Annotated in this window: 24 protein-coding genes and 1 riboswitch; of the genes, 7 read left to right on the forward strand and 17 right to left on the reverse strand. The window is 72.8% G+C overall.

Annotated features, from left to right (window positions below):
• Nucleotides 1-141 precede the first annotated feature (141 nt).
• The gene (mnmA, locus tag J116_RS07275; RefSeq protein ID WP_023586431.1) at nt 142-1,275 is read right to left on the reverse strand and encodes a tRNA 2-thiouridine(34) synthase MnmA; all 1,134 of its coding nucleotides are present in this window, start codon (nt 1,273-1,275) and stop codon (nt 142-144) included.
• A gap of 61 nt (nt 1,276-1,336) precedes the next feature.
• On the opposite strand from mnmA, the gene J116_RS07280 reads away from it, so the two are divergent.
• On the forward strand, nt 1,337-2,035 hold the full coding sequence (locus J116_RS07280; protein ID WP_023586432.1) for an N-acetylmuramoyl-L-alanine amidase: 699 nt from the start codon (nt 1,337-1,339) through the stop codon (nt 2,033-2,035).
• A gap of 30 nt (nt 2,036-2,065) precedes the next feature.
• On the opposite strand, the gene J116_RS07285 is transcribed toward J116_RS07280, so the two are convergent.
• The 3 genes from J116_RS07285 to J116_RS30080 all read right to left on the reverse strand — a co-directional run bounded on the left by J116_RS07285 (nt 2,066) and on the right by J116_RS30080 (nt 3,802).
• Nucleotides 2,066-3,229: a cysteine desulfurase family protein gene (locus J116_RS07285; protein WP_023586433.1), complete on the reverse strand. Its 1,164-nt coding sequence runs from the start codon at nt 3,227-3,229 to the stop codon at nt 2,066-2,068.
• A 148-nt stretch (nt 3,230-3,377) separates the two neighbouring features.
• Complete coding sequence (locus J116_RS07290) at nt 3,378-3,632, reverse strand: hypothetical protein (RefSeq protein WP_023586434.1); 255 nt, start codon at nt 3,630-3,632, stop codon at nt 3,378-3,380.
• Nucleotides 3,633-3,643: 11 nt separating this feature from the next.
• Nucleotides 3,644-3,802 carry a hypothetical protein gene (locus tag J116_RS30080; RefSeq protein WP_023586435.1) on the reverse strand — a complete coding sequence of 53 codons (159 nt, stop codon included), beginning with the start codon at nt 3,800-3,802 and terminating at the stop codon, nt 3,644-3,646.
• 99 nt (nt 3,803-3,901) lie between these two features.
• On the opposite strand from J116_RS30080, the gene J116_RS07295 reads away from it, so the two are divergent.
• Nucleotides 3,902-4,543, forward strand: a complete 642-nt coding sequence (locus J116_RS07295) for a TetR family transcriptional regulator (RefSeq protein ID WP_023586436.1) — start codon at nt 3,902-3,904, stop codon at nt 4,541-4,543.
• A gap of 31 nt (nt 4,544-4,574) precedes the next feature.
• On the opposite strand, the gene J116_RS07300 is transcribed toward J116_RS07295, so the two are convergent.
• The 10 genes from J116_RS07300 to J116_RS07345 all read right to left on the reverse strand — a co-directional run bounded on the left by J116_RS07300 (nt 4,575) and on the right by J116_RS07345 (nt 15,266).
• Complete coding sequence (locus J116_RS07300) at nt 4,575-5,402, reverse strand: thioesterase family protein (protein ID WP_023586437.1); 828 nt, start codon at nt 5,400-5,402, stop codon at nt 4,575-4,577.
• Between the two features lie 46 nt (nt 5,403-5,448).
• Entirely contained in the window at nt 5,449-6,102 is a 654-nt protein-coding gene (locus J116_RS07305) for a trimeric intracellular cation channel family protein (RefSeq protein ID WP_023586438.1), read from the reverse strand.
• A 693-nt stretch (nt 6,103-6,795) separates the two neighbouring features.
• On the reverse strand, nt 6,796-7,893 hold the full coding sequence (locus J116_RS07310) for an ABC transporter ATP-binding protein (RefSeq protein ID WP_023586439.1): 1,098 nt from the start codon (nt 7,891-7,893) through the stop codon (nt 6,796-6,798).
• Nucleotides 7,890-8,891 (reverse strand): ABC transporter ATP-binding protein, encoded by a 1,002-nt coding sequence (locus tag J116_RS07315; protein ID WP_023586440.1) that lies wholly within the window; start codon nt 8,889-8,891, stop codon nt 7,890-7,892. The genes J116_RS07310 and J116_RS07315 overlap by 4 nt, the downstream gene beginning before the upstream one ends.
• Nucleotides 8,892-8,897: 6 nt before the next feature.
• The gene (locus J116_RS07320; RefSeq protein ID WP_023586441.1) at nt 8,898-9,851 is read right to left on the reverse strand and encodes an ABC transporter permease; all 954 of its coding nucleotides are present in this window, start codon (nt 9,849-9,851) and stop codon (nt 8,898-8,900) included.
• Nucleotide 9,852: 1 nt separating this feature from the next.
• A complete protein-coding gene (locus J116_RS07325) occupies nt 9,853-10,857 on the reverse strand; it encodes an ABC transporter permease (RefSeq protein WP_023586442.1) in 1,005 nt (334 codons plus the stop codon).
• Nucleotides 10,858-10,947: 90 nt separating this feature from the next.
• Nucleotides 10,948-12,618 (reverse strand): ABC transporter substrate-binding protein, encoded by a 1,671-nt coding sequence (locus J116_RS07330; protein ID WP_023586443.1) that lies wholly within the window; start codon nt 12,616-12,618, stop codon nt 10,948-10,950.
• Between the two features lie 208 nt (nt 12,619-12,826).
• Nucleotides 12,827-13,606: an enhanced serine sensitivity protein SseB C-terminal domain-containing protein gene (locus J116_RS07335; RefSeq protein ID WP_023586444.1), complete on the reverse strand. Its 780-nt coding sequence runs from the start codon at nt 13,604-13,606 to the stop codon at nt 12,827-12,829.
• Between the two features lie 52 nt (nt 13,607-13,658).
• Nucleotides 13,659-14,462: an enhanced serine sensitivity protein SseB gene (locus J116_RS07340; RefSeq protein ID WP_023586445.1), complete on the reverse strand. Its 804-nt coding sequence runs from the start codon at nt 14,460-14,462 to the stop codon at nt 13,659-13,661.
• Nucleotides 14,463-14,612: 150 nt separating this feature from the next.
• Nucleotides 14,613-15,266, reverse strand: coding sequence for an AAA family ATPase (locus J116_RS07345; RefSeq protein WP_023586446.1), 654 nt, complete (start codon nt 15,264-15,266; stop codon nt 14,613-14,615).
• A gap of 153 nt (nt 15,267-15,419) precedes the next feature.
• Nucleotides 15,420-15,516: riboswitch (glycine riboswitch) on the forward strand.
• 160 nt (nt 15,517-15,676) lie between these two features.
• Here J116_RS07345 and gcvT point away from each other — a divergent pair.
• The 4 genes from gcvT (at nt 15,677) to J116_RS07365 (ending at nt 20,112) form a co-directional block, all read left to right on the forward strand.
• On the forward strand, nt 15,677-16,792 hold the full coding sequence (gene gcvT, locus J116_RS07350) for a glycine cleavage system aminomethyltransferase GcvT (RefSeq protein ID WP_023586447.1): 1,116 nt from the start codon (nt 15,677-15,679) through the stop codon (nt 16,790-16,792).
• Nucleotides 16,793-16,888: 96 nt separating this feature from the next.
• On the forward strand, nt 16,889-17,263 hold the full coding sequence (gene gcvH, locus J116_RS07355; protein WP_023586448.1) for a glycine cleavage system protein GcvH: 375 nt from the start codon (nt 16,889-16,891) through the stop codon (nt 17,261-17,263).
• A 34-nt stretch (nt 17,264-17,297) separates the two neighbouring features.
• Nucleotides 17,298-18,557 carry a serine hydroxymethyltransferase gene (gene glyA, locus J116_RS07360; protein ID WP_023586449.1) on the forward strand — a complete coding sequence of 420 codons (1,260 nt, stop codon included), beginning with the start codon at nt 17,298-17,300 and terminating at the stop codon, nt 18,555-18,557.
• 187 nt (nt 18,558-18,744) lie between these two features.
• Nucleotides 18,745-20,112, forward strand: coding sequence for an L-serine ammonia-lyase (locus J116_RS07365; RefSeq protein WP_023586450.1), 1,368 nt, complete (start codon nt 18,745-18,747; stop codon nt 20,110-20,112).
• Nucleotides 20,113-20,190: 78 nt separating this feature from the next.
• Here J116_RS07365 and J116_RS07370 read toward each other — a convergent pair whose 3' ends face one another.
• Complete coding sequence (locus tag J116_RS07370; protein WP_023586451.1) at nt 20,191-20,406, reverse strand: EF-hand domain-containing protein; 216 nt, start codon at nt 20,404-20,406, stop codon at nt 20,191-20,193.
• 91 nt (nt 20,407-20,497) lie between these two features.
• Between J116_RS07370 and J116_RS07375 the strand changes: the two genes are divergently transcribed.
• Complete coding sequence (locus J116_RS07375) at nt 20,498-21,136, forward strand: GNAT family protein (protein WP_023586452.1); 639 nt, start codon at nt 20,498-20,500, stop codon at nt 21,134-21,136.
• Between the two features lie 167 nt (nt 21,137-21,303).
• On the opposite strand, the gene J116_RS07380 is transcribed toward J116_RS07375, so the two are convergent.
• Both J116_RS07380 and J116_RS07385 read right to left on the reverse strand, forming a co-directional pair.
• A complete protein-coding gene (locus tag J116_RS07380; protein WP_023586453.1) occupies nt 21,304-21,906 on the reverse strand; it encodes a response regulator transcription factor in 603 nt (200 codons plus the stop codon).
• Nucleotides 21,907-21,936: 30 nt separating this feature from the next.
• Complete coding sequence (locus tag J116_RS07385) at nt 21,937-22,434, reverse strand: hypothetical protein (RefSeq protein WP_023586454.1); 498 nt, start codon at nt 22,432-22,434, stop codon at nt 21,937-21,939.
• Nucleotides 22,435-22,460 lie beyond the last annotated feature (26 nt).

Raw genomic sequence — 22,460 nt, forward strand, 5'->3', positions numbered from 1 at the left:
ACGGGCGGTGCCGGAGCACGCGGGGCCGTGGCAGGACCGGGATCGGCACGGGCGGTGCCGGAGCACGCGGGGCCGTGGCAGGACCGGGATCGGCACGGGCGGTGCCGGGAAGGCACCGCGGCCCGCCGCCGGGCGGGGCTGTCAGGCCGTGGCCGGGGCCGTGCCGCGGGCGCGGGTGGTCGTGGCGATGGTGGCCGAGCCGACGACGCGGGTGCCGTCGTACAGGACGATCGCCTGGCCGGGCGCGACGCCGCGCACGGGCTCGGTGAAGGCGACCTTCAGCTCGTCGCCCTCCAGGGAGGCGGTCACCTCCGTCTCGCCACCGTGGGCCCGCAGCTGCGCCGTGTACGTGCCGGGGCCCTCGGGCGCGCGGCCGCACCAGCGGGGCTTGATCGCCGTGAGCGCGGTGACGTCCAGCGCCTCGGCGGGGCCGACGGTGACGGTGTTGTTCACGGGCGAGATGTCGAGGACGTACCGCGGCTTGCCGTCGGGCGCCGGGTGGCCGATGCGCAGGCCCTTGCGCTGGCCGATGGTGAAGCCGTACGCGCCGTCGTGGCCGCCCAGCCGGTTGCCGGACTCGTCCACGATGTCGCCCTCGGCCTTGCCGAGCCGGGAGGCGAGGAAGCCCTGGGTGTCGCCGTCGGCGATGAAGCAGATGTCGTGGCTGTCCGGCTTCTTCGCGACGGCGAGGCCCCGCCGCTCGGCCTCGGCGCGGATCTCGTCCTTGGTGGTGACCGTGTCGCCCAGCGGGAACAGCGCGTGGGCGAGCTGGCGCTCGTCGAGCACCCCGAGGACGTACGACTGGTCCTTGGCCATGTCGGAGGCGCGGTGCAGCTCACGCGTGCCGTCGGGGAGGGTGACGACCTTGGCGTAGTGGCCCGTGCAGACCGCGTCGAAGCCCAGGGCGAGGGCCTTGTCGAGGAGCGCCGCAAACTTGATCTTCTCGTTGCAGCGCAGGCACGGGTTGGGCGTGCGGCCCGCCTCGTACTCGGCGATGAAGTCCTCCACGACGTCCTCGCGGAAACGCTCCGCCAGGTCCCAGACGTAGAAGGGGATGCCGATCACGTCGGCGGCGCGCCGGGCGTCGCGGGAGTCCTCGATGGTGCAGCAGCCACGGGCGCCGGTGCGGAAGGACTGCGGGTTGGCGGAGAGCGCCAGGTGCACCCCGGTCACGTCGTGCCCCGCTTCGGCGGCGCGGGCGGCGGCGACGGCGGAGTCCACGCCACCGGACATGGCGGCGAGGACGCGGAGGGGGCGCGGGGAGGTCTCAGTCATAGCCCTACCAGGGTACGGGTCGCCGGGAACCGTCGTCGCGGCAGTGAGCGTTCTCGGTGGCATGGGCCAAGAAGAGACCGGACGGGTGAGACGGCGCGCGGTGCTGATCGGCGGCGGCGCCGCGGTGGCGGGCGCGGCCGCGCTGGGGTGGGACGAGCTGCGGCGCCTGTGGTGGCGGCTGCCGGGCACGGAGAAGCGGCGGGTGGAGGGCGAGCTGGACCACGCGGGCGCGGTGTGGACGGCGGCGGCGCGGGCGAACTGGCGGCGGGCGGACCGTCCGGACGACTTCGGCATCGACCGGGTGGTGATCCATGTGGTGCAGGGCAGCTACGCGACGGCGCTGCGCGTGTTCAAGAACCCGGGGCACGGCGCGGCGACGCACTACGTGGTCGGCAAGGACGGGCGGGTCGCGCAGATGATCCGCGAGCTGGACGTGGCGTTCCACGCGGGAAACCGGGAGATGAACGAGCGGAGCATCGGCATCGAGCACGAGGGCTTCGTGGACCGCCCGAAGGACTTCACCCCGGCGATGTACGCGGCGTCGGCGCGGCTGACGGCGGACATATGCGCCCGGTACGGCATACCGATCGACCGGGAGCACATCATCGGCCACGTCGAGGTGGAGGGCACGGACCACACGGACCCGGGACCGCACTGGGACTGGGACCGGTACATGGAACTGGTCCGCCGCGCCGCGACCAGCCCCGGACCGTCCGCGTCCCCCGCCTCCGCCGCCGCGCCACGCCCCGAGGCTGGCTGAGGCCGGCGGTTCGGGCCGGGGTGCGAGGGGCTAGCTGAGGCCGGCGGTTCGGGCGCGTTCGACTGCGGGGCCGATGGCCTTGGCGAGGGCTTCGACGTCGGCGCGGGTGGAGGTGTGGCCCAGGGTGAAGCGCAGCGTGCCGCGGGCGAGGTCGGGGTCGGTGCCGGTGGCGAGGACGACGTGGCTGGGCTGGGCGACACCGGCGGTGCAGGCGGAGCCGGTGGAGCACTCGATGCCCTGGGCGTCGAGGAGCAGCAGCAGCGAGTCGCCCTCGCAGCCGGGGAAGCTGAAGTGCGCGTTCGCGGGGAGTCGCTCGTCGGGGTCGCCGCCGAGTACGGCGTCGGGGACGGCCGCGCGTACGGCGGCGACCAGCTCGTCGCGCAGGGCGCCGATCTCGTGGGCGAACCGGTCGCGGCGTTCGGTGGCGATCCGCGCGGCGACGGCGAACGCGGCGACGGCGGGCACGTCGAGGGTGCCGGAGCGGACATGGCGCTCCTGTCCGCCGCCGTGGAGGACGGGGACGGGGCTGTGGACGCGGCCGAGCAGGAGGGCGCCGATGCCGTACGGGCCGCCGATCTTGTGGCCGGAGACGGTCATGGCGGCGAGCCCGGAGTCGGCGAAGGAGACCGGCACCTGGCCGACGGCCTGGACCGCGTCGGAGTGCAGCGGTACGTCGAACTCGGCGGCTACGGCGGCCAGTTCGGCGATCGGCATGAGCGTGCCGATCTCGTTGTTGGCCCACATGACGGTGGCGAGGGCGACGCTGCCGGGGTCGCGGGCGATGGCGTCGCGCAGCGCGTCGGGGTGGACGCGCCCGTAGGCGTCGACGGGCAGGTACTCGACGGTGGCGCCCTCGTGTTCGCCGAGCCAGTGGACGGCGTCGAGGACGGCGTGGTGCTCGACGGGGCTGGCCAGGACGCGGACGCGGCGGGGGTCGGCGGCGCGGCGGGACCAGTAGAGGCCCTTGACGGCGAGGTTGTCCGCCTCGGTGCCGCCGGAGGTGAGGACGACCTCGCTGGGGCGTGCCCCGAGCGCCTCGGCGAGGGTCTCGCGGGCCTCCTCGACGGTGCGGCGGGCCCGGCGCCCGGCGGCGTGCAGGGACGAGGCGTTGCCCGTGGCGGTGAGCTGGGCGGTCATCGCCTCGATCGCCTCCGGGAGCATCGGAGTGGTCGCGGCGTGGTCGAGGTAAGCCATGGTGCCCCGATTCTACGAGCCCGGGGCGGGGGCCCGGCGGGGGCGTATCCGGACAATCGCGTCGGGGAGCCGGGACAGGGGCCGGGGCGGGCCGTCAACCGGGACCCGGCGCCCGCGTCCCGTAGGCCCTGGGGCCGCGAGCGGGCGGTCAGCCGAGGTTCCAGGACACCGTGCCGTTGAGGGCGACGAGGACGGCCAGCACGGCCAGGTCGGCGGCGCCGAGGGCGAGGCCGAGCAGGGCGCGGGCGCGCCGCCGGGTGCCCCGGCGCAGGGCGAGCACGGCCAGGCAGATCGCCATGGGACCGAGCAGGATGTTGAAGACGAGCAGGCCGACGAGGCCGAGGACGAAGGCGGCGACGGCCATGCCGTCGGCGTCCCCGGGCGGCAGTACGGCGAGTCCCATCGCGGCCTCCGTCAGTTCCGGTGGCGGCGGGGCGAGCGCTCGCGCGCGGCGAAGACGAGCAGCCAGACGGCGATGGCGGTGGCGCCCGCGGCGGTCACGGCGGGCGGGACGAACGCGGCCGTCCCCATGAGCGTGCCGAGCAGCAGCAGGGCGGCGACGAGGAAGAGCATCGGGTTGCCTCTCGTTGAGCTGACAACTGTGCACTGACTGGTGAGTCTGGTTACGCGTACCCCTGGAGGCGTTGGGCGAACGGCTGTTTACTGCATGGCATGAGTCACACGACCGGGGGCGTAACCGTCGCGGGTGTCCGGCAGGCGCGGAAGCTCAGGACCCGTCAGGCGCTGCTGGACGCGGCGCTGGCGCTGCTGGAGGAGCGCGGCCTGAGCGGTCTGGGGCTGCGTGAGGTGACCCGGGCGGCGGGGATCGCGCCGACGGCGTTCTACCGGCACTTCACCGGCATGGCCGATCTCGGCGTGGCGCTCGTGGAGGAGTCGCTGGGCGGGCTGCACGCGACGGTACGGGCGAACCTGGCGGCGACGGCGGACAGCGAGCGGCGGATCGCGGGGACGGTGGGGCTGGTCGCCCGGCTCGTACGGGAGCAGCCCGCGCACGTGCGGTTCCTGGCGCGGGAGCGGCACGGCGGGGTGCGGCCGGTGCGGGACGCGATCGGCGGGGAGCTCGACCGGTTCACCTCGGAGGTGGCGGAGGCGCTGGCCGGGCTGCCGGAGTCGGCGGGGTGGCGCCGGGAGGACCTGCTGATGCTGGCGCGGCTGTACGTGGACCTGATGGCGACGACGGCGTTCGCGCTGCTGGAGGCGGGCCCGGACGGGGCGGCGCGGGAGCGGGTCGAGGGGGAGGCGCGACGGCGGCTGCGGCTGGTGGCGCTGGGCAGCCGCCACTGGCTGGACTGAACGCGCGCCTCCCCCGGAGTGCGGTGGAACGTCAGGAGGCGCGCGGGGCGCGGGCGAGCTGGCGGGACTGGGCGACGAGGCGGTCGGCGCTGTCCCACACCTCGGCGTCCTCCTCCAGGAAGCCGCCGGCGAGGTTGCGGGTCGTGATGGAGACGCGCAGCGGGCCGGGCGCGGGGCGGCAGCGGATGTGGGTGGTCAGCTCGACGGTCGGCGTCCAGCCGCTGAGGCCCAGGTCGAAGGCGGTCGGCGGGAGCGCGTCGACGGTCAGCAGCAGGGACAGCGGGTCGGGGTCGCGGCCGTCCGCGAGGCCGAACCAGCCGCGCACCTCGCCCTTGCCGGAGGGGGCGCCGACGGCCCAGCCGATGGTGGCCGGGTCGAGCTTGATGTCGAGGAGCCGGGTGATCTCGGCCGAGCCGGGCAGCGGCGTGGGCGCGTCGGCGGGGCCGAAGCAGTGCTCGTACGGCGGGATGGCGGGCGGCTTGGCGCTGGTGCGCACGTCGTCCGGGAGCGCGTCGAGGTCGCCGTACGTGGCGAGGACGCGGATGCGCTCGGTCTCGGTGCCGTCCTCCGCGTACTGGAAGAGGGATGCCTGGCCGGTCGAGAGGGTGCGTCCGGCGCGGACGGTCTCGGTGCGGATCACGGCGGGGCCGGGCAGCGAGGGGGCCAGGTAGTGGGCCGACACGGAGAAGGGGTGCGGGTGCGGCAGCGCTTCGCCGAGGGCGCGGCCCAGGAGGGCGAGCAGGTAGCCGCCGTTGACGACGCCGAAGATGGTCCAGTCGGCGGAGAGGTCCGTGTCGTAGACGCCCGGGGCGCGGAGGTTGACCGCGGTGTCGCGGTCGAACTGACTGCTGCTGTCCATGGCCAGAACCGTACAACAGCAAACTACTAAGCGGTAGCTTTGTGGCCTACTCGGTGGCCGTGGAGCGGCGGTTCCAGGCGCGGGGGGCGCGCCAGCTGTAGCGGAGCGCGAGCATGCGCAGCGCGAACGCGGCGAGGGCGGCGAGGGAGCTGGTGAAGGGGTTCAGCGCCTCGAAGCGGATGAACAGCACGACCAGGGTCGAGCCGACGATGGCGGGCACGGCGTACAGGTCGCGGTCCCAGCGCAGCAGCGACGGCGCCTCGTTGGCGAGGACGTCGCGCAGGACGCCCCCGCCGACGCCGGTCGCCATGCCGAGGACGGCGGACTGGGTGAGGCCGAGCCCGTACTCGTACGCCTTGGTCGTGCCGGTCACGCAGAACAGGCCCAGGCCCGCGGCGTCGAAGGCGTTCACGGCCGCCTGGGTGCGCTCGACGACGGGGTGCAGGAAGAAGACGAGCGCGGTGGCGACGAGCGGCATGACGAAGTAGCCGAGGTCGGTGAAGGCGGCGGGGGGTACGGCCCCGATCACCAGGTCCCGGAAGAGCCCGCCGCCCAGCGCGGTGACCTCGGCGAGGACGGCCATGCCGAAGACGTCGAAGTTCTTGCGCACGGCCAGGAGCGCGCCGGAGATGGCGAACACGAAGATGCCCGCCAGTTCCAGGGAGTGGAGGACGGAGGGGGTGAACAGGTCCTGAAGCACCGGACCGTTCTACCCCGGCGGGGGCGGGTGCGCGTAACCCGTCCACGGTCCGGTACGCCCCTGTCCCGCGCCGCGCCCCCTGTGGGTGTGTCCCCTACGGGCTCCGCCCGCGCCCCTGCACGGCGGGCACCGCTACCTGCCCCTGCACGTGCGCGGCACCGGTCCCTGCGGGGTCCCCCTATGGGCTCCGCCCCCGCCCCGGTCGCCGCACCGGCAGGACAGCAGGCCGCGGCGCGCCACCCCGTTGTGGGCAGTCGTTCCGCTGGGGCGGAACGGGTGCACGACGGGGTGCCCCGCCCGGGGGGGGTGCGCACCTGTGCGGCAGGCGCTGGGACCGGGCACCCGGCAGTCCGCTGTGCCCACCCGTTCCGCCCCCTGGGCGGACCAGCTGCCCACAGCGGGGAGCGGACCGGTCCCCGCAGGGCGACGCCAGCCCCGAACAGGGCGAACCCATAGCGGCAGCGGAGGCGGCCCGCAGGGCGACCCAGCCCGCACGGGGCGGGACCCACGGCGGGAGCGGGCGCGGCCCGCCTGGTCCGGGCCGGGCGGGCCGCCGGGGCGGAGGGGCGCAGGCCGCCCCGCCCCATCGGGCGCAGGCCGCCCCGCCGCCTCGGGCGCAAGGGCTGGGCCCCTGCCCCAGGGAGCACAGGGCACCAGCCCGTCCCGGGGAGCGGGAGCGCCAGGGTCCAGGGTTTACGGGGACTTCGTGACCTTGGGGCTCTCGGGCTCGGGCTCCGGGGTCGGGGACGGGACGGACGTGCCGACCACCGCCTCCACGCCCGTCGGGCGCGTCAGCGGAAGCTCGCCCGACTCGATCTCCGCCGCGAAGTGGCACGCCACCTTGTGGCCCTCCCCCACATCCGTCAGCTCCGGCCGCTCCTGCGCGCACCGGGCCCGCGCCCACGGGCAGCGGGTGTGGAAGCGGCACCCGGCGGGCGGGTTGGCGGGCGAGGGGAGGTCGCCGTGCAGGAGGATGCGCTCGCGGCGGTCCTCCACCTCCGGGTCGGGCACCGGCACCGCCGACATCAGCGCCTTCGTGTACGGGTGCTTCGGCGCCGCGTACAGCGCGTCGCTCGGCGCCTCCTCCACCAGGGAGCCCAGGTACATCACCCCGATGACGTCCGAGATGTGCCGGACGACGGCCAGGTCGTGGGCGATCACCAGATAGGTGAGGCCCAGCTGCTCCTGGAGCTCCTCCAGCAGGTTGATGACCTGCGCCTGGATCGACACGTCCAGCGCCGACACGGGCTCGTCGCAGATGATGACGTCCGGTTCCAGCACGAGCGCCCGGGCGATGCCGATGCGCTGGCGCTGGCCGCCGGAGAACTCGTGCGGGTACCGCGACAGGGCGTTCGACGGCAGGCCGACCCGCTGGAGGATCGCCTTGATCTTCTCGCGGCGCTCCTCCTGGTCCGCGCCGATGCCGTGCGCGAGCATCCCCTCGGAGAGGATCGACTCGATGTTCTGGCGCGGGTTCAGGCTGCCCAGCGGGTCCTGGAAGACCATCTGGAGGCGGCGGCGGAACTTCCGCATCTCCTCCTCGGGCAGCTTCGCCAGGTCGGTGCCGTCGAAGACGACCTCGCCGTCCGTGACGTCGACCAGCCGCAGCACGGCCCGGCCCAGCGTCGTCTTGCCGCAGCCGGACTCGCCGACCAGGCCGTACGTCTGGCCGGCCTCGACCTTCAGCGAGACCCCGTCCACGGCGTAGACGTGGCCGACCGTACGGTCGAAGAGGAGACCCTTCTTGACGGGGAAGTGGACCTTCACCCCGTCCAGTTCGAGCAGGCTCATGCCGGTACCTCCTCGGCCGGTGCGTCGGGCAGCACGGGGTTGACGCAGCGCACCCGGTGGCCCTCGGTGCGCGGCTCGGTCAGCTGGGGCGTGCCGGTGAGGCACTCCAGGGTGTAGAAGTCGCAGCGCGGCGCGAACGCGCAGCCGTCCGCCCAGGCGATCTTGTCGTTGATGGAGCCGCGGATCGGGTTGAGCGGCTCGCCGCGCGGGGCGTCCAGGCGCGGGATGGAGCCGAGGAGGCCGTGCGCGTACGGGTGCGTGGGGTGGGCGAACAGCTCGCGGCGGCCCGCCGACTCCACCGCCTTCCCCGCGTACAGCACGTTCACCTCGTCGCACAGCCCGGCGACGACACCCAGGTCGTGGGTGATCATCAGCAGGGCGGTGCCCTCCTGGTCGACGAGCTCCTTCAGCAGCTCCAGGATCTGCGCCTGGATCGTCACGTCGAGCGCCGTCGTGGGCTCGTCGGCGATCAGCAGGCGCGGGGCGCACGCCACCGCCATGGCGATGAGCGCGCGCTGCCGCATACCGCCCGACAGCTGGTGCGGGTACTCCTTCAGGCGCCGCGCCGGGTCGGGGATGCCGACCCGGTCGAGGAGGCTCGCGGCCTCCTTGCGGGCGGCCTCGCCCTTCATGCCCCGGTGCCGCTGGAGGATCTCGGTGACCTGCACGCCGATCGGGATGACCGGGTTCAGCGAGGACAGCGGGTCCTGGAAGATCATCGCGAGCTTGCTGCCGCGCATGTCCCGGAGCTTCTTCGGACTCATGGAGAGCAGGTCCTCACCGTCGAACACGGCGTGCCCGCCGACGGTGACGCCCTTGCCGGGCAGGAGGCCCATCAGGGCGAGCGAGGTGACGGACTTGCCGCAGCCGGACTCGCCGACCAGGCCGACGACCTGGCCCTGGTCGACGGTGAAGGAGACCCCGTCGACCGCCGTGGACGGCTTGCGGCCGCGTCCGCCGAAGGTGACGGTCAGTTCGTCAACAGTGAGCAGTGGCATGGCAGTTCAGCCTCGCAGCTTCGGGTCGAGGGCTTCGCGCATGGCCTCGCCGAGCAGGGTGAAGCCGAGGGCGGTGATGATGATCCCGACCGCCGGGTAGACGGCCATCATCGGCGCGTTGTCGAAGAACCGCTGCGCCTGGGAGAGCATCACGCCCCACTCGGGGACGGCCGGGTCCGGGTTGCCCAGGCCCAGGTAGGACAGGGCGGCGGCCTCGATGATCGCGGTGGCGAGGCTGAGGGTCGCCTGGACGATCACGGGGCTGAGCGAGTTCGGCAGGATCTGCGTGAGGACGATCCGCTTGCGCCGTACGCCGAGGGCCTTGGCCGCCAGGACGTAGTCCGTGCCGCCCTGGGAGAGCATCGAGCCGCGCAGCAGCCGCGCGAAGATCGGGATCTGGACGACACCGACGGCGATCATCACGGTCGTCAGGGACTGGCCCATGACAGCGGCGATGGAGACGGCGAGCAGCAGCGACGGCAGCGACAGCAGGATGTCGATGAAGCGCATGACGACCGTGTCGACGCGTGCCCCGGCCTTGCCGCCGAGGGTGGCGGCGGCGCCGGACAGCATGCCGATGAGCGCGCCGACGACGAGGCCGATGAGCATCGACACGACACCGACGAGGAGCGTCTGGCGGGCGCCGACGAGCATCCGGGAGAACATGTCGCGGCCGAGGTGGTCCAGGCCGAACCAGTTCTCGCCGCGGGCGCCGACGAACTTGCCCTGGTTGGCGAAGACCTCGCCGCGCCAGGTCTGCGCGGTCGGGGCGTGCGGCGCGAGCCACGGGCCGACGATCGCGACGATGACGAACAGGGCGATGATGGCGGCGCCGATGACGGCCATCTTGCTGTTCTTGAGGCGGCGGAACGCCTCGCGCCACAGGCTGGCGCCGGTGGTCGTCTCGTTCGCCTGGGTGAGTTCCGCGAGGCGGTCGATCTTGTCTGTCTTGGTGGACACGTCAGTTCACCCGCACTCTCGGGTCGATGAGGCTGTACGCCAGGTCCACCAGCAGGTTGATGACGACGTACACCATCGCGATGAACATGATGAAGCCGACGAGCACCGGGTAGTCGCGGGCGTCGATCGCGTCCTTGATGAAGGAGCCGATGCCGCCGAAGGCGAAGACGGACTCGGTGAGGACCGCGCCCGACAGGAGGGAGCCGGTGAGCAGACCGATCGCGGTGACCACCGGCAGCAGCGCGTTGCGCAGCACATGGCGGACGCGGACGGTGTTCTTCTCCAGGCCCTTGGACTCGGCGGTGCGGACGTAGTCCTCGCCGAGGACCTCCAGGACGCTGGCGCGGGTCATCCGGACGATGACGGCGAGCGGGATGGAGGCGAGGGTGATGGCCGGCAGCGCCAGGTGGTGCAGCGCGTCCAGGGTGGCGTCGAACTCGCCGGTGAGGATGCCGTCGAGGACGGCGAAGCCGGTGACGTCGGTCGCGTTGAGGCCCGTGGTCAGTCTGCCGTAGCTGGGGAAGAGGCCCAGGTTGACGGCGAAGACGCCCTTCAGGATGAGGGCGAGGAAGAAGACCGGGACGCAGATGCCGACCAGTGAGCCGGAGACGGAGGCCACGTCGAGCCAGCCGCCGCGGCGCTTGGCGGCGAGGTAGCCGAGCGGGATGCCGACGACCACGGCGATGAGCATCGCGAGGACGCTCAGCTCCACGGTGGCCGGGAAGCGCAGGGCGAACTCGTCCCACACGGGCTGGCCGGTCTTGGTCGAGGTCCCCAGGTCGAGCTGGAAGATGCGCTTGAGGAAGCGGCCGTACTGCACCCAGACCGGCTGGTCGAGGCCCAGCGCACGGTTGATGCGTGCCACTTCGGTGGGAGTCGCCCGTTCGCCCAGGATCGCTGAGGCGGGTCCGCCGGGCAGCCGGTTCAGCCAGAGGAAGAGGAGAACCGACAGGCCGAGCAGGGTGGGTATCAGCTGTAGCAGTCTTCGTACGACGAGTCGCAGCACCCCGCATGCCCCTTTCTTACGTGTACGTCAGAAGCGGGCCCGCCCGGCCACGCAGTGCTGTGGCCGGGCGGACCCCGCGTGCGGATGCGATTACTTGAAGGAGACCTCGGCGAAGTTCTCCTGCGTCAGCGGGGAGACCTTCGGCGGGTTGACGTTCTTGCCGAACGCGATGGCCGGCGGGGACGACGAGATCGGGAGACCCGGCAGGTACTCCATGATCGCCTCGTTGGCCTTCTTGTACGCGTCCACGCGCTGGGCGGGGTCACCGATCTTCGAACCGGCGTTCACCGCGTCGAAGACCTTCTGCTCCTTGAAGCCCCACTGCTTGTCGTACTTGGCGAACCAGGTGCCGATGAAGTTGTAACCGTCGTTGAAGTCACCGGTCCAGCCGAGCATGTGCAGGGCGCAGGCGCCCGCCTCGGTCGCGTCCAGGTAGTCCGGGGCCCACTTCATGGGCTTCGGGGTGACGGTGATGCCGGCCTTCTCCAGGTCCGACTTCATCAGCTCGAACATGTCCTGCGGGGCGGGCATGTACGGCCGGGTGACCTCGGTCGGGTAGCAGAACTCGACCTTCAGCTTGGGCTCGCCGGCGGCGGCGAGGAGCTGCTTGGCCTTGTTCGTGTCGTGCGGGTACGTCTTGACCTTGTCGGACCATCCGGCGACCGTGTCGGGCATGAACTGGGTCGCGACCTTGCCGCCCTCGGGCAGCTGGGTCTTGACGATGTTCTCGCGGTCGATGGCGTGCGCGATGGCCTGGCGGACCTCGGGCTTCTTCAGCGCCGGGTTCTTCTCCTGGGTCATGCCCACGTAGAAGAGGTTGAAGACGTCACGCGTCGGGACGTTGAAGCCCGCCTGCTCCAGCGTCTTCACGTCCGCGGGGGACACGAGGTCGTAGCCGTCGATGTCACCGGCCTGGAGCGCCTGGCGACGGCCCTCCTCGGTGGCGATCGTGCGGAAGACCAGGTTCTTCACCTTCGCCTTGTCGCCCCAGTAGTCGTCGAAGCGCTCAAGGGTGATTTCCTTGTTGCCCTTGTTCCACTTGACGATCTTGTACGGGCCGGTGCCGGCGACCGTGCCGGCCTCCTGGCTGTACTTGGGGTACGTGATGGCCTCGCCCTTGCCGGACGCGGCCTGCTTCGCGTACTCCTTGATGGCCTTCGGCGAGTGGATCGCCAGCGCCTGGAGGGAGAAGCCGCCGGGCAGGTTGGCGGAGGGCTCGTGCACCTCGATGACGGCGGTGTTCTCGTCCTTGGCGGTGCAGGACTTGTAGTTCGCCTTGGGGGCTTCCTTGTCCTCGTTCTTGGCGAAGCCGCCCATGATCTTCTGCCAGTAGTACGAGACCGCGCTCGACTGGTAGGTGCCCTTCCAGTTGAACCAGTGGTCGTAGTTGGCGCAGACCGCGGCCGCGTTGAACGCCTCACCGTCGTGGAACTTCACCCCCTTGCGGAGGTTGAACGTCCACACCGTGCCGGCCGGGTTCCCGGTCCACGACTCGGCGAGGCCGCCGACGAGCTTGCTGCCGCCCGCCTCGTGCTCCAGCAGTGCCTCGAAGGCCTGCCGGGTGACGCGGAACGTCTCGCCGTCGCTGGCGAGCGCCGGGTCGAGCGAGCCGGGGTCACCGGCACCGGCGAACACGAACGTGTCCTTGTCGCCGCCCTTGGCGTCGTCCTTGCCGCGTTCGCTGGCGCAGCCCGTCGCGATCATTCCGACGGCGAGCGCCGCGGTGACCGCCCGGACCGCACGGGACTTGAATATTCGCATGGGCCACCCCTGGTTTGGCCTAGTGAATGAGGTCTTGACCGGCCGAACACTACCGACGGGTGGCATCCCGGAGAACAGTCCGGATAGCGGTGATACCTAGTCGAGACCCGGACAGTCGCCAAACCGGTCCCATCCCGGACAAGCTCCCTGCCTGGAGTTAACACGCCCGACATACGGGGGAGTTCGCCAGGCGTTTCCGGACGGCCGGTCAGCGCTGCTGGGGGTACCCGTAGGCGGCGGTCCCGCGCTGCGGCGGGGCGAGGTGGGCCTCGCGGTCGTAGAAGGGGCGGGCGTTGGCGCGCAGCCACAGCGCGACCGGGTCGTACCCGTCGGACATGGCGACCGTGGACACGGGCAGTCCGTCCGGGACGGCGGCGACCGACTGCCGCATCATGGCGCGGACCGTCTCCACGGCGGCCGGGCCCGTGTCGTACAGGTCGAGGCCGATGGCGAGGTACGGCGTGCCGAGCGCGGGCTGCACCCAGGCGCGGCGCAGGGAGCGCACGGCGGGGGTGCGGTGGGCGTTCTGCGTGAGGAGGGCGTAGAACTGCGGCAGCTCGATGGCGGGCTCTGAGAGGCGCAGGGGTCCCGCGGGCATGCGGTCCAGGCCGGTGGCGATGCGGCGCAGGTCGGCCCAGGGGATGCCGACGCCGCCGCCGGGGGCGTGCGGGTTGAGCCAGACGCCCCACCGGTCGGGGTACAGGGCGCGGGCCACGTCGCGGACGGCGACGACCTCGTGGGCGCGGGTCCAGCCGGAGGCGGCCAGCTCCTGCGCGGAGGTGACGCACGGGGCGTACCCGAGGCCCTCGATCTCCATGTTCCCGTACTGGGCGTCGGGGGAGCCCGCCTGGCCGTGCCAGAGCAGCATCCACACATGGCCCTCGGCGAGCGCGTGCAGCAGCGCCTCGTACGCGTCGTAGCGCCCGGGCGTGACCTGCCGCAGCATGTGCTCGACCTTTCCGGCCGCCTCGGTGCCTGACGCGCTCACCTGATCCCGCCCCTCGTTCGCCTGCTTGCGGTCCAGCTTAAGGGCGCCGGGCTCAGGAGCCGTGTTCGCGGCGGTAGAAGGGGCGCACCCTTTCGAGCATCCAGTCGCCGACGGGGTCCTGGGCGACGTCGAGGAGGACCATGTTGACCGGCCACTTCACGGGGACGGCGCCGAGGGCGCGGCCGAGGGCGTCCATGGGCGCGGCGCGGTCGGCGTCGTCCCAGGAGGTCAGCTGGACGCCGACGAACAGGGTGGGCGGTTCGCCCTCGACGCTGGCGAGGGCGCGGCGGGCGGTGAGCACCGTCCCGGTCGCCTCGAACTCGGCGCTCGCGGCGGAGAGGAAGTCGACGGGGTCGTCCTGCCAGTCGGGTTCGAACAGCCGGACGCGGGCGCCGGACGGGCCGCCCGCGGCCGGGCCGGGGCCGGGCCCGGCGAGGGGGTCGCGTCCCGCGCGGCACAGTTCGGCGACGGCGGGCGGCGGGAGGGGCGCGCCGATGGTGCCGCCGGGGTTGAGGGCGATGCCCAGCTGCGGCGGGAGGCCGCGGGCGAACTCGACGGCGGGCGCGACGGCGTACGCCATGTGGGGGCCGGCGCAGGCGCGGAACTGGCTCTCGGAGGTGAAGACCGGGACGTACGGCAGCCCGTCGAACTCCAGGGTGGGCAGGTCCAGGCCGGGCGCGCCGGGTCCGGCGCCGTCGGCGGAGCCGCCCTTGGGCAGCGGCACCCAGACGTGGCCGCGGGCGAGGACCTCGACGATGCGGGCACCGGCGGCGCTCTGCCCGAGGGAGGCGGAGAGGACCTCCTCCAGCTCGTTGGACGGCCATGCGGTATCGACTGCGGCGGCTGCGCTGTCCACGGTGCCCCTCTCTGCGTGACGTGCCGCAGCACCCTAGCGCGCCGGGCCGGGCGCCCGCCCGTTGCTCCCGCCCTCGCCCGGCCGGGTGGCCGTCATCGGGCAGCCGCGTTCCGACGGTCCCCGGCCCGCCCTCGCCCGGCCGGGTGGCCGTCAGTGGAAGCGGATGCGGGTGAGAGCCGTGGCGGCCGGGCGGTCCAGGAGGACGGCCGAGCCGGAGCCGGCCGGGAGCACGCCCCGCTCGGCGTCGCGGACGAGGCGGCCCACGGCCCTGCGGTGGCGGGCGAAGGCGTACGCGGAGACGCCCCTCCCCCGCTCCCGCTGGCCGTCCCGTGCCGTGTCCGGGTCCACGTCGAGCAGCAGCAGGTGCAGCGCGCCGCCCCGGCGGCGGGCCTCGCGGGCGAGCCAGCGGCGCACCCAGGACTGTGTGCCGCAGTCGTGGACGACGACGCCCCGGCCCGCGCGCAGCCGGGCGCGCAGTCCCGCGTAGTGGGCGGCGCGGACGAGGGGCCGGTAGACGGCGTACGGCAGGAGGCGCGGCATGCGGGCCTCCCAGCGCTCGCGGGTGTCCTGGGAGTCCACGGCCCGGTCGGGGGCGACGCGCCGGATGAGGGTGGACTTGCCGCTGCCGGGCAGACCGGAGACCACGACCACGTCCGCCTCGGCGAAGGAAAGCTCGCGCGGGACGCGCCCGCCCCGGTCGCGAAGGTCGCGCAGGACCGGGGCGGCGGTCGTGCGGGCGGGCAGCACCGGTGGCGCCGGCACCCCCGCGGTCGTGGCGTACGCGCCGGACCGCTGCAACGTCATGTGCCCCTCCCGAGCTCGGCTCCCCCCACAGCCTGCCCAAGAAGTGTAAAGAATCGGTAATGGGACACAAGCGGATTTGCCGACAAGCCGAGGGTTTGCCTATCGGGACCCTCGTGCGATGATGTGCGCGCCGACAACCTCATACAGGCCGCTCGAATCCGTGCGGGAGAGTTCCGGGCCGTGCCGGCCCGGGCGCCGAAGGAGCAAGTTCCTCCCTTGAATCTCTCAGGCCCCGCACCGCACGTGATGAGGCAGATCTGAAAAGCGAGCCGCTCCCCGCAGCGCCGGGGCGCCGCTCCACCCAAGGTGCAAGCCGCCCCCGCGAGGGGTCACGGCGAACCTCTCAGGTTCCGATGACAGATGGGGAGGACCGTCCTCGCCACCCATGCCCCGGACCTGGGAGCCCTTTCATGAGCACTTCCCCCCGCCGTACGGCCCTCGATGCGCTGCATCGTTCGCTGGGCGCGACCATGACCGACTTCGCCGGCTGGGACATGCCGCTGCGGTACGGCAGCGAGCGGGACGAGCACAACGCCGTCCGCACCCGGGCCGGGCTTTTCGACCTCTCCCACATGGGTGAGATCACCGTGACCGGCGCCCAGGCCGCCGACCTCCTCGACCACGCCCTCGTCGGCAACATCGGCGGCGTCGGCGTGGGCCGTGCGCGCTACACGATGATCTGCCGCGAGGACGGCGGCATCCTCGACGACCTGATCGTGTACCGGCTCCAGGAGCGCGAGTACATGGTCGTCGCCAACGCCTCCAACGCCCAGGTCGTGCTGGACGCGCTGACCGAGCGCGCGGCCGGGTTCGACGCCGAGGTGCGCGACGACCGCGACGCGTACGCGCTGATCGCCGTGCAGGGCCCCGAGTCGCCCGGCATCCTGAAGTCGCTCACCGACGCGGACCTGGACGGCCTGAAGTACTACGCGGGCCTGCCGGGCACGGTCGCGGGCGTCCCGGCGCTGATCGCCCGTACGGGCTACACGGGCGAGGACGGCTTCGAGCTGTTCACCGCGCCCGAGCACGCCGAGACCCTGTGGAAGGCGCTGACCGCGGCGGGCGAGGGCGTCGGGCTGATCCCGTGCGGCCTGGCCTGCCGGGACACGCTGCGCCTGGAGGCGGGCATGCCGCTGTACGGGCACGAGCTGACCACGGAGCTGACCCCGTTCGACGCGGGTCTGGGCCGGGTCGTGAAGTTCGAGAAGGCCGGTGACTTCGTGGGCCGCGCCGCGCTGGAGGCGGCCGCCGAGCGCGCCGAGTCCGCCCCGCCGCGCAAGCTCGTCGGCCTGGTCGCCGAGGGCCGCCGCGTGCCGCGCGCCGGGATGGCCGTCGTCGCGGGCGGCGAGGTGGTCGGCGAGGTCACCTCCGGCGCCCCGTCGCCGACCCTGGGCAAGCCGATCGCCATGGCGTACGTGGACGCGGCGCACGCCGCGCCGGGCACGCCGGGCGTGGGCGTCGACATCCGCGGTACCCACGAGCCGTACGAGGTCGTGGCGCTGCCGTTCTACAAGCGTCGGAAGTGACACGCTCGCGAGCGGACCGCTCGCGGCGCGGGACGTGATCCCGCACACTCCCTCCCCGTTCACCAGCACTCTCGCGCGTACAGGAGAATTCAGGTCATGAGCAACCCCCAGCAGCTGCGCTACAGCAAGGAGCACGAGTGGCTGTCGCCCGCCGAGGACGGCGTGTCGACGGTCGGCATCACGGAGCACGCGGCGAACGCCCTCGGCGACGTCGTGTACGTCCAGCTCCCGGAGGTCGGCTCCACGGTCACCGCGGGCGAGACCTGCGGTGAGCTGGAGTCCACCAAGTCGGTCAGCGACCTGTACTCGCCGGTCAGCGGTGAGGTCGTCGAGGCGAACCAGGCGGTCGTGGACGACCCGGCCCTGGTGAACACGGCGCCGTTCGAGGGCGGCTGGCTGTTCAAGGTGCGCGTCACGGAGGAGCCGGCCGACCTGCTCTCCGCCGACGAGTACACCGAGTACGCCGGCTGACCAGCCCGACACCCACACCCCTAGGGACCGCGTGATGTCGCTTCTGAACACCCCTCTCCACGAGCTGGACCCGGACGTCGCCGCCGCCGTCGACGCCGAGCTCCGCCGCCAGCAGAACACCCTGGAGATGATCGCCTCGGAGAACTTCGCTCCGGTCGCGGTCATGGAGGCCCAGGGCTCCGTCCTCACCAACAAGTACGCCGAGGGCTACCCCGGCCGCCGGTACTACGGCGGCTGCGAGCACGTCGACGTGGTCGAGCAGATCGCCATCGACCGCATCAAGGCGCTGTTCGGTGCCGAGCACGCCAACGTGCAGCCGCACTCCGGCGCGCAGGCCAACGCCGCGGCGATGTTCGCCCTGCTCAAGCCGGGCGACACGATCATGGGTCTGAACCTCGCGCACGGCGGGCACCTGACCCACGGCATGAAGATCAACTTCTCCGGCAAGCTCTACAACGTCGTCCCGTACCACGTGGACGACGCCACGGGCCAGGTGGACATGGCCGAGGTCGAGCGCCTCGCCAAGGAGTCCAAGCCGAAGCTGATCGTCGCCGGCTGGTCCGCGTACCCGCGGCAGCTGGACTTCGCGGCGTTCCGCCGGATCGCCGACGAGGTCGGCGCGTACCTGATGGTGGACATGGCCCACTTCGCGGGCCTCGTCGCGGCCGGGCTCCACCCGAACCCGGTGCCGCACGCCCACGTGGTCACCACGACCACCCACAAGACGCTGGGCGGCCCGCGCGGCGGTGTCATCCTGTCCACCGCCGAGCTCGCCAAGAAGATCAACTCCGCGGTCTTCCCCGGCCAGCAGGGCGGCCCGCTGGAGCACGTCATCGCGGCGAAGGCGGTCTCCTTCAAGGTCGCGGCGAGCGAGGAGTTCAAGGAGCGCCAGCAGCGCACCCTGGACGGCGCGCGGATCATCGCCGAACGCCTGGTCCAGGCCGACGTGACGGAGGCGGGCGTCTCCGTCCTGTCCGGCGGCACGGACGTGCACCTGGTCCTGGTGGACCTGCGCAACAGCGAGCTGGACGGCCAGCAGGCCGAGGACCGCCTCCACGAGGTCGGCATCACGGTCAACCGGAACGCCATCCCGAACGACCCGCGGCCCCCGATGGTCACCTCGGGCCTGCGGATCGGCACCCCGGCGCTGGCCACGCGCGGCTTCCAGTCGGAGGACTTCACCGAGGTCGCCGACATCATCGCCGAGACGCTGAAGCCGTCGTACGACGCCGAGGCGCTGAAGGCCCGGGTCACGGCCCTCGCCGCCAAGCACCCGCTCTACCCCGGTCTGTAGGAATACCGGGCGCCTTATCCGCGTCCGGTACGGCACGACCATATTGCGGGGCACCGCGCACACTGGAAGACGAGTGAGTGCGGTGCCCCGCGCCATGTCCCCCGTCCCCTTCTCCCCCTCCCCCCACCCCAGCCCTCCCTGCACCACCCATGGCAGACAGCGGCGTCTACCACCTAGGAGTACTCCCGTGGCCATCTCGGTCTTCGACCTGTTCTCGATCGGCATCGGCCCGTCCAGCTCCCACACGGTCGGCCCCATGCGGGCGGCCCGGATGTTCGCGCGCCGACTGAAGAACGAGGGCCTCCTCGCCCCGACCGCCTCGGTCCGCTGCGAGCTGTACGGCTCGCTGGGCGCGACCGGCCACGGCCACGGCACGCCCAAGGCCGTCCTGCTGGGCCTGGAGGGCAACTCGCCCCGTACCGTCGATGTCGAGAGCGCCGACGAGCAGGTCGAGCGGATCAAGGAGAGCGGGCGGATCAGCCTGCTCGGCGCCCATGACATCCCCTTCGACTTCGACCAGGACCTGGTCCTGCACCGGCGCGAGACCCTCCCGTACCACGCCAACGGCATGACCCTGTGGGCGTACGACGCCGACGGCGCGACGCTGCTGGAGAAGACGTACTACTCGGTCGGCGGCGGGTTCGTCGTGGACGAGGACGCGGTCGGCGCGGACCGGATCAAGCTGGACGACACGGTCCTGAAGTACCCGTTCCGCACGGGCGACGAGCTGCTGCGGCTCACCCGCGAGACGGGCCTGTCGATCTCCGCGCTGATGCTGGAGAACGAGAAGGCGTGGCGCACGGAGGAGGAGATCCGCGCCGGGCTGCTGGAGATCTGGCGGGTCATGCGGGAGTGCGTCGACCGGGGCATGTCCCGCGAGGGCATCCTGCCGGGCGGTCTGAAGGTCCGCCGCCGCGCCGCCACGACCGCCCGCAAGCTCCGCTCCGAGGGCGACCCGCAGGCGCTCTCCATGGAGTGGATCACCCTGTACGCGATGGCGGTCAACGAGGAGAACGCCGCCGGCGGCCAGGTCGTCACCGCCCCGACGAACGGCGCGGCCGGCATCATCCCGGCGGTGCTGCACTACTACATGAACTTCGTGCCGGGCGCCGACGAGGACGGCGTCGTGCGCTTCCTGCTGGCGGCGGGCGCGGTCGGCATGCTGTTCAAGGAGAACGCCTCCATCTCCGGCGCCGAAGTCGGCTGCCAGGGCGAGGTCGGCTCGGCCTGCTCGATGGCGGCGGGCGCCCTCGCGGAGGTCATGGGCGGCTCCCCCGAGCAGGTGGAGAACGCCGCCGAGATCGGCATGGAGCACAACCTGGGCCTGACCTGCGACCCGGTCGGCGGCCTCGTCCAGATCCCGTGCATCGAGCGCAACGGCATGGCCGCGGTGAAGGCCGTGACGGCGGCCCGCATGGCGATGCGCGGCGACGGCAGCCACAAGGTCTCCCTCGACAAGGTCATCAAGACCATGAAGGAGACCGGCGCGGACATGTCCGTCAAGTACAAGGAGACCGCCCGGGGCGGCCTGGCGGTCAACATCATCGAGTGCTGACCGGGCGGTCCCGGTCCCGGGCCGCCGTACGCCGAGGGGGCGCCGCCGCGGGACGCGGGGCGCCCCCTCGGGCGTGGTTCAGGCCTTGTTGAGGCGGGCCCAGAACTCGTCCCAGCTCAGGAGGCCGTCGCCGTTGCCGTCCTGGGCGTTGATGACCGCCTGGGCGACCGTCTCGGTGACGTTGAAGTCGCCGAGCTGCGCCATGACGCTCTTGTACTCCGCGGCCGTGATGAACCCGTCGCCGTTCACGTCGTAACGGTCGAAAGCCTTGCGCGCAGACTCGATGTCCGCCATCGCTCCACCCCTTCATATGTTCGTACTACGGCCGTAAGAGTAGCGGGAGGGGTGAGGACCGGCCGCTGTGGGCCACCAGGATGATGAGGGCATGAGCGATGAGGTGGCACGTGTGCTCCAGGCCGCGGCGCGCGGCGAGTTCCCCGTCCCGGACGGCACCACACGGATCGTTCCGCAGCCGAACCGGCGCGACGCCGGTGTGCTGGCCTTCACGGCGCACTCGGTGGTCTTCCTCGACGAGGACCCGGAGTGGATCAGGGCCGAGCTGGACGCCGCCGGGTGCGACCCGCTGGCCGCGTCGGTGCACCCGCTGTTCCTGGCGTCGCTGATGCGCCGCACCGGCCGGACGATGGACGCGGTGGACCTGCTCACCGTGGCGTCTGCGCTGCCCGGTGAACCACCCGTGCCGCTGCGGGAGATCGAGGACCCCGAGCACCCGCGGGTGGTGCGGGCGCTGCAATACCGGGACGACGTACGGGTGTGGCGGGCGGACGGCGGCGTCCTCATCCTGGGGCGTGCCGTCGCGGGGCGCTGGGAAGCGGCGGTCGAGGTGGACGACCACGCGCAGGGCCGGGGCCTCGGCGTGCGGCTGGCGCTTGCGGCGCGCCATCTGGTGCCGGACGGACACGTGTGGGCGCAGCAGTCGCCGGGCAACTCGCGCAGCGTGCGGGCGTTCCAGGCGGCGGGCTACCGGGCGGTGGGCGCGGAGGCCCTACTCGTCGCCCACTGAGGCGCGGAGGCACTGCTGGTGGCCCACTGGGCGCGGTCGGCGGCACGGCGCGCGTCGGGGGCTCAGCCACGAGCGCGGCGACCGGGCCCGGAGCGCCGGGCGGGCCCCGGGGCCGCCGGGTGGCCGCCCCGGTGTACCCGGGGCGCCGGGCGGACCCGGGCGGGCGGTCAGATCCAGCCGTGCCGCTGGGCTATGCCGATCGCGTCCACCAGGGTCCTGGCGTGCAGTTTGCCGATGGACGACGACAGCCGGTTGCGTACCGTGCCGACGCTGAGGAACAGGTCGGCGGCGATCTCGCGGGCGGTGGCGCCCTGGGCGGCCAGCCCTAACGCCTCCGCCTCCCGCTCCGTCAGCGGACAGGGCTCGGGGCGCCGGTCGCGCAGGCGCGCGTCCACCACGCGTCCTCCGGCGGCCACCCGGCGTATGGCGTCGGCGGTCTCCTCCGGGGTGGCGCTCTTCAGGAGGTAGCCGCGCGCCCCGGCGGCGAGCGCCCGCGCCAGGTGCCCGGGCCGTTCGATGGCGGTCAGCATCAGCGGCCGGCACGTCGGCACCCGCCCGATGAGCGCCCCGGCGAGGGCGATGCCGTCCATGCCGCCGGGCAGGTCGATGTCGAGCAGGGCGACGTCGGGGCGGAGCCGGGCCGCCTTGGCGAGAGCGCACTCCGCGTCGGCGGCCTCGCCGACGACCTCGATGCCGAGAGCGGTGTTCAGGAGCGCCACGAGCCCGGCCCGCACGACGGCGTGGTCCTCGACCACCAGCACCCTGATCATGTGATCGATTATGGGTGCTGGTCGGCGTGCTCAGCGCCGCCGGGCCTCCCCGGGGGCGGGCGCGCTCCGCCCGCCGGTGCTCCGTCGGCGCAGGAGCACGGCCCCGCTCCCCGCCGCGTACACGGCGAGCGCGGGCGCGGAGGACATCACGTCCAGGAAGCCGTCCCAGCGGGCGGCCGTCGGCAGGTCCGAGACGACGGACCCGAGCCCCACCCCGAACAGCAGCGCGGGCGCCACCAGCGCCGCCAGCGTCAGGGCGACGGCGACCGGCGCCCCGCCCCGGCCCCCGGCCACCCGGCGCACGAGCCGCGCGACGCCCCCGCCGGGCGCGTGGGACTGCGCCGGCAGTCCGCACAGCAGCCCCACCAGGATCACCCACCACCACCAGGGCGTGTCGTCCCTCAACTGGCCGATGAGCGTGGCCCCCTGGGCCGTGGCGCCGGACGACTGCCAGGCCCACGCCCACCACAGCACGAACAGGACGGAGTCGGCGAGCGGACGCGGCGCCCGCCGGATGTGTTCGGTCATATATCCCCTCGGGTACGGCGGGGCGG

This window comes from Streptomyces thermolilacinus SPC6 (assembly GCF_000478605.2).
GTDB classification, from domain to species: Bacteria; Actinomycetota; Actinomycetes; order Streptomycetales; family Streptomycetaceae; genus Streptomyces; species Streptomyces thermolilacinus.

Coding starts and splice junctions, on each gene's coding strand:
- J116_RS07300 (WP_023586437.1), bottom strand. CDS start 5,402: ATGGACAGCAGCAGTCAGTTCGACCGCGACACCGCGGTCAACCTCCGC.
- J116_RS07315 (WP_023586440.1), bottom strand. CDS start 8,891: ATGCCACTGCTCACTGTTGACGAACTGACCGTCACCTTCGGCGGACGC.
- J116_RS07370 (WP_023586451.1), bottom strand. CDS start 20,406: ATGGCGGACATCGAGTCTGCGCGCAAGGCTTTCGACCGTTACGACGTG.
- J116_RS07345 (WP_023586446.1), bottom strand. CDS start 15,266: ATGACGTTGCAGCGGTCCGGCGCGTACGCCACGACCGCGGGGGTGCCG.
- J116_RS30080 (WP_023586435.1), bottom strand. CDS start 3,802: ATGCTCTTCCTCGTCGCCGCCCTGCTGCTGCTCGGCACGCTCATGGGG.
- J116_RS07330 (WP_023586443.1), bottom strand. CDS start 12,618: ATGCGAATATTCAAGTCCCGTGCGGTCCGGGCGGTCACCGCGGCGCTC.
- J116_RS07295 (WP_023586436.1), top strand. CDS start 3,902: ATGAGTCACACGACCGGGGGCGTAACCGTCGCGGGTGTCCGGCAGGCG.
- gcvT (WP_023586447.1), top strand. CDS start 15,677: ATGAGCACTTCCCCCCGCCGTACGGCCCTCGATGCGCTGCATCGTTCG.
- J116_RS07290 (WP_023586434.1), bottom strand. CDS start 3,632: ATGGGACTCGCCGTACTGCCGCCCGGGGACGCCGACGGCATGGCCGTC.
- J116_RS07285 (WP_023586433.1), bottom strand. CDS start 3,229: ATGGCTTACCTCGACCACGCCGCGACCACTCCGATGCTCCCGGAGGCG.
- gcvH (WP_023586448.1), top strand. CDS start 16,889: ATGAGCAACCCCCAGCAGCTGCGCTACAGCAAGGAGCACGAGTGGCTG.
- J116_RS07380 (WP_023586453.1), bottom strand. CDS start 21,906: ATGATCAGGGTGCTGGTGGTCGAGGACCACGCCGTCGTGCGGGCCGGG.
- glyA (WP_023586449.1), top strand. CDS start 17,298: ATGTCGCTTCTGAACACCCCTCTCCACGAGCTGGACCCGGACGTCGCC.
- J116_RS07310 (WP_023586439.1), bottom strand. CDS start 7,893: ATGAGCCTGCTCGAACTGGACGGGGTGAAGGTCCACTTCCCCGTCAAG.
- J116_RS07280 (WP_023586432.1), top strand. CDS start 1,337: ATGGGCCAAGAAGAGACCGGACGGGTGAGACGGCGCGCGGTGCTGATC.
- J116_RS07385 (WP_023586454.1), bottom strand. CDS start 22,434: ATGACCGAACACATCCGGCGGGCGCCGCGTCCGCTCGCCGACTCCGTC.
- mnmA (WP_023586431.1), bottom strand. CDS start 1,275: ATGACTGAGACCTCCCCGCGCCCCCTCCGCGTCCTCGCCGCCATGTCC.
- J116_RS07375 (WP_023586452.1), top strand. CDS start 20,498: ATGAGCGATGAGGTGGCACGTGTGCTCCAGGCCGCGGCGCGCGGCGAG.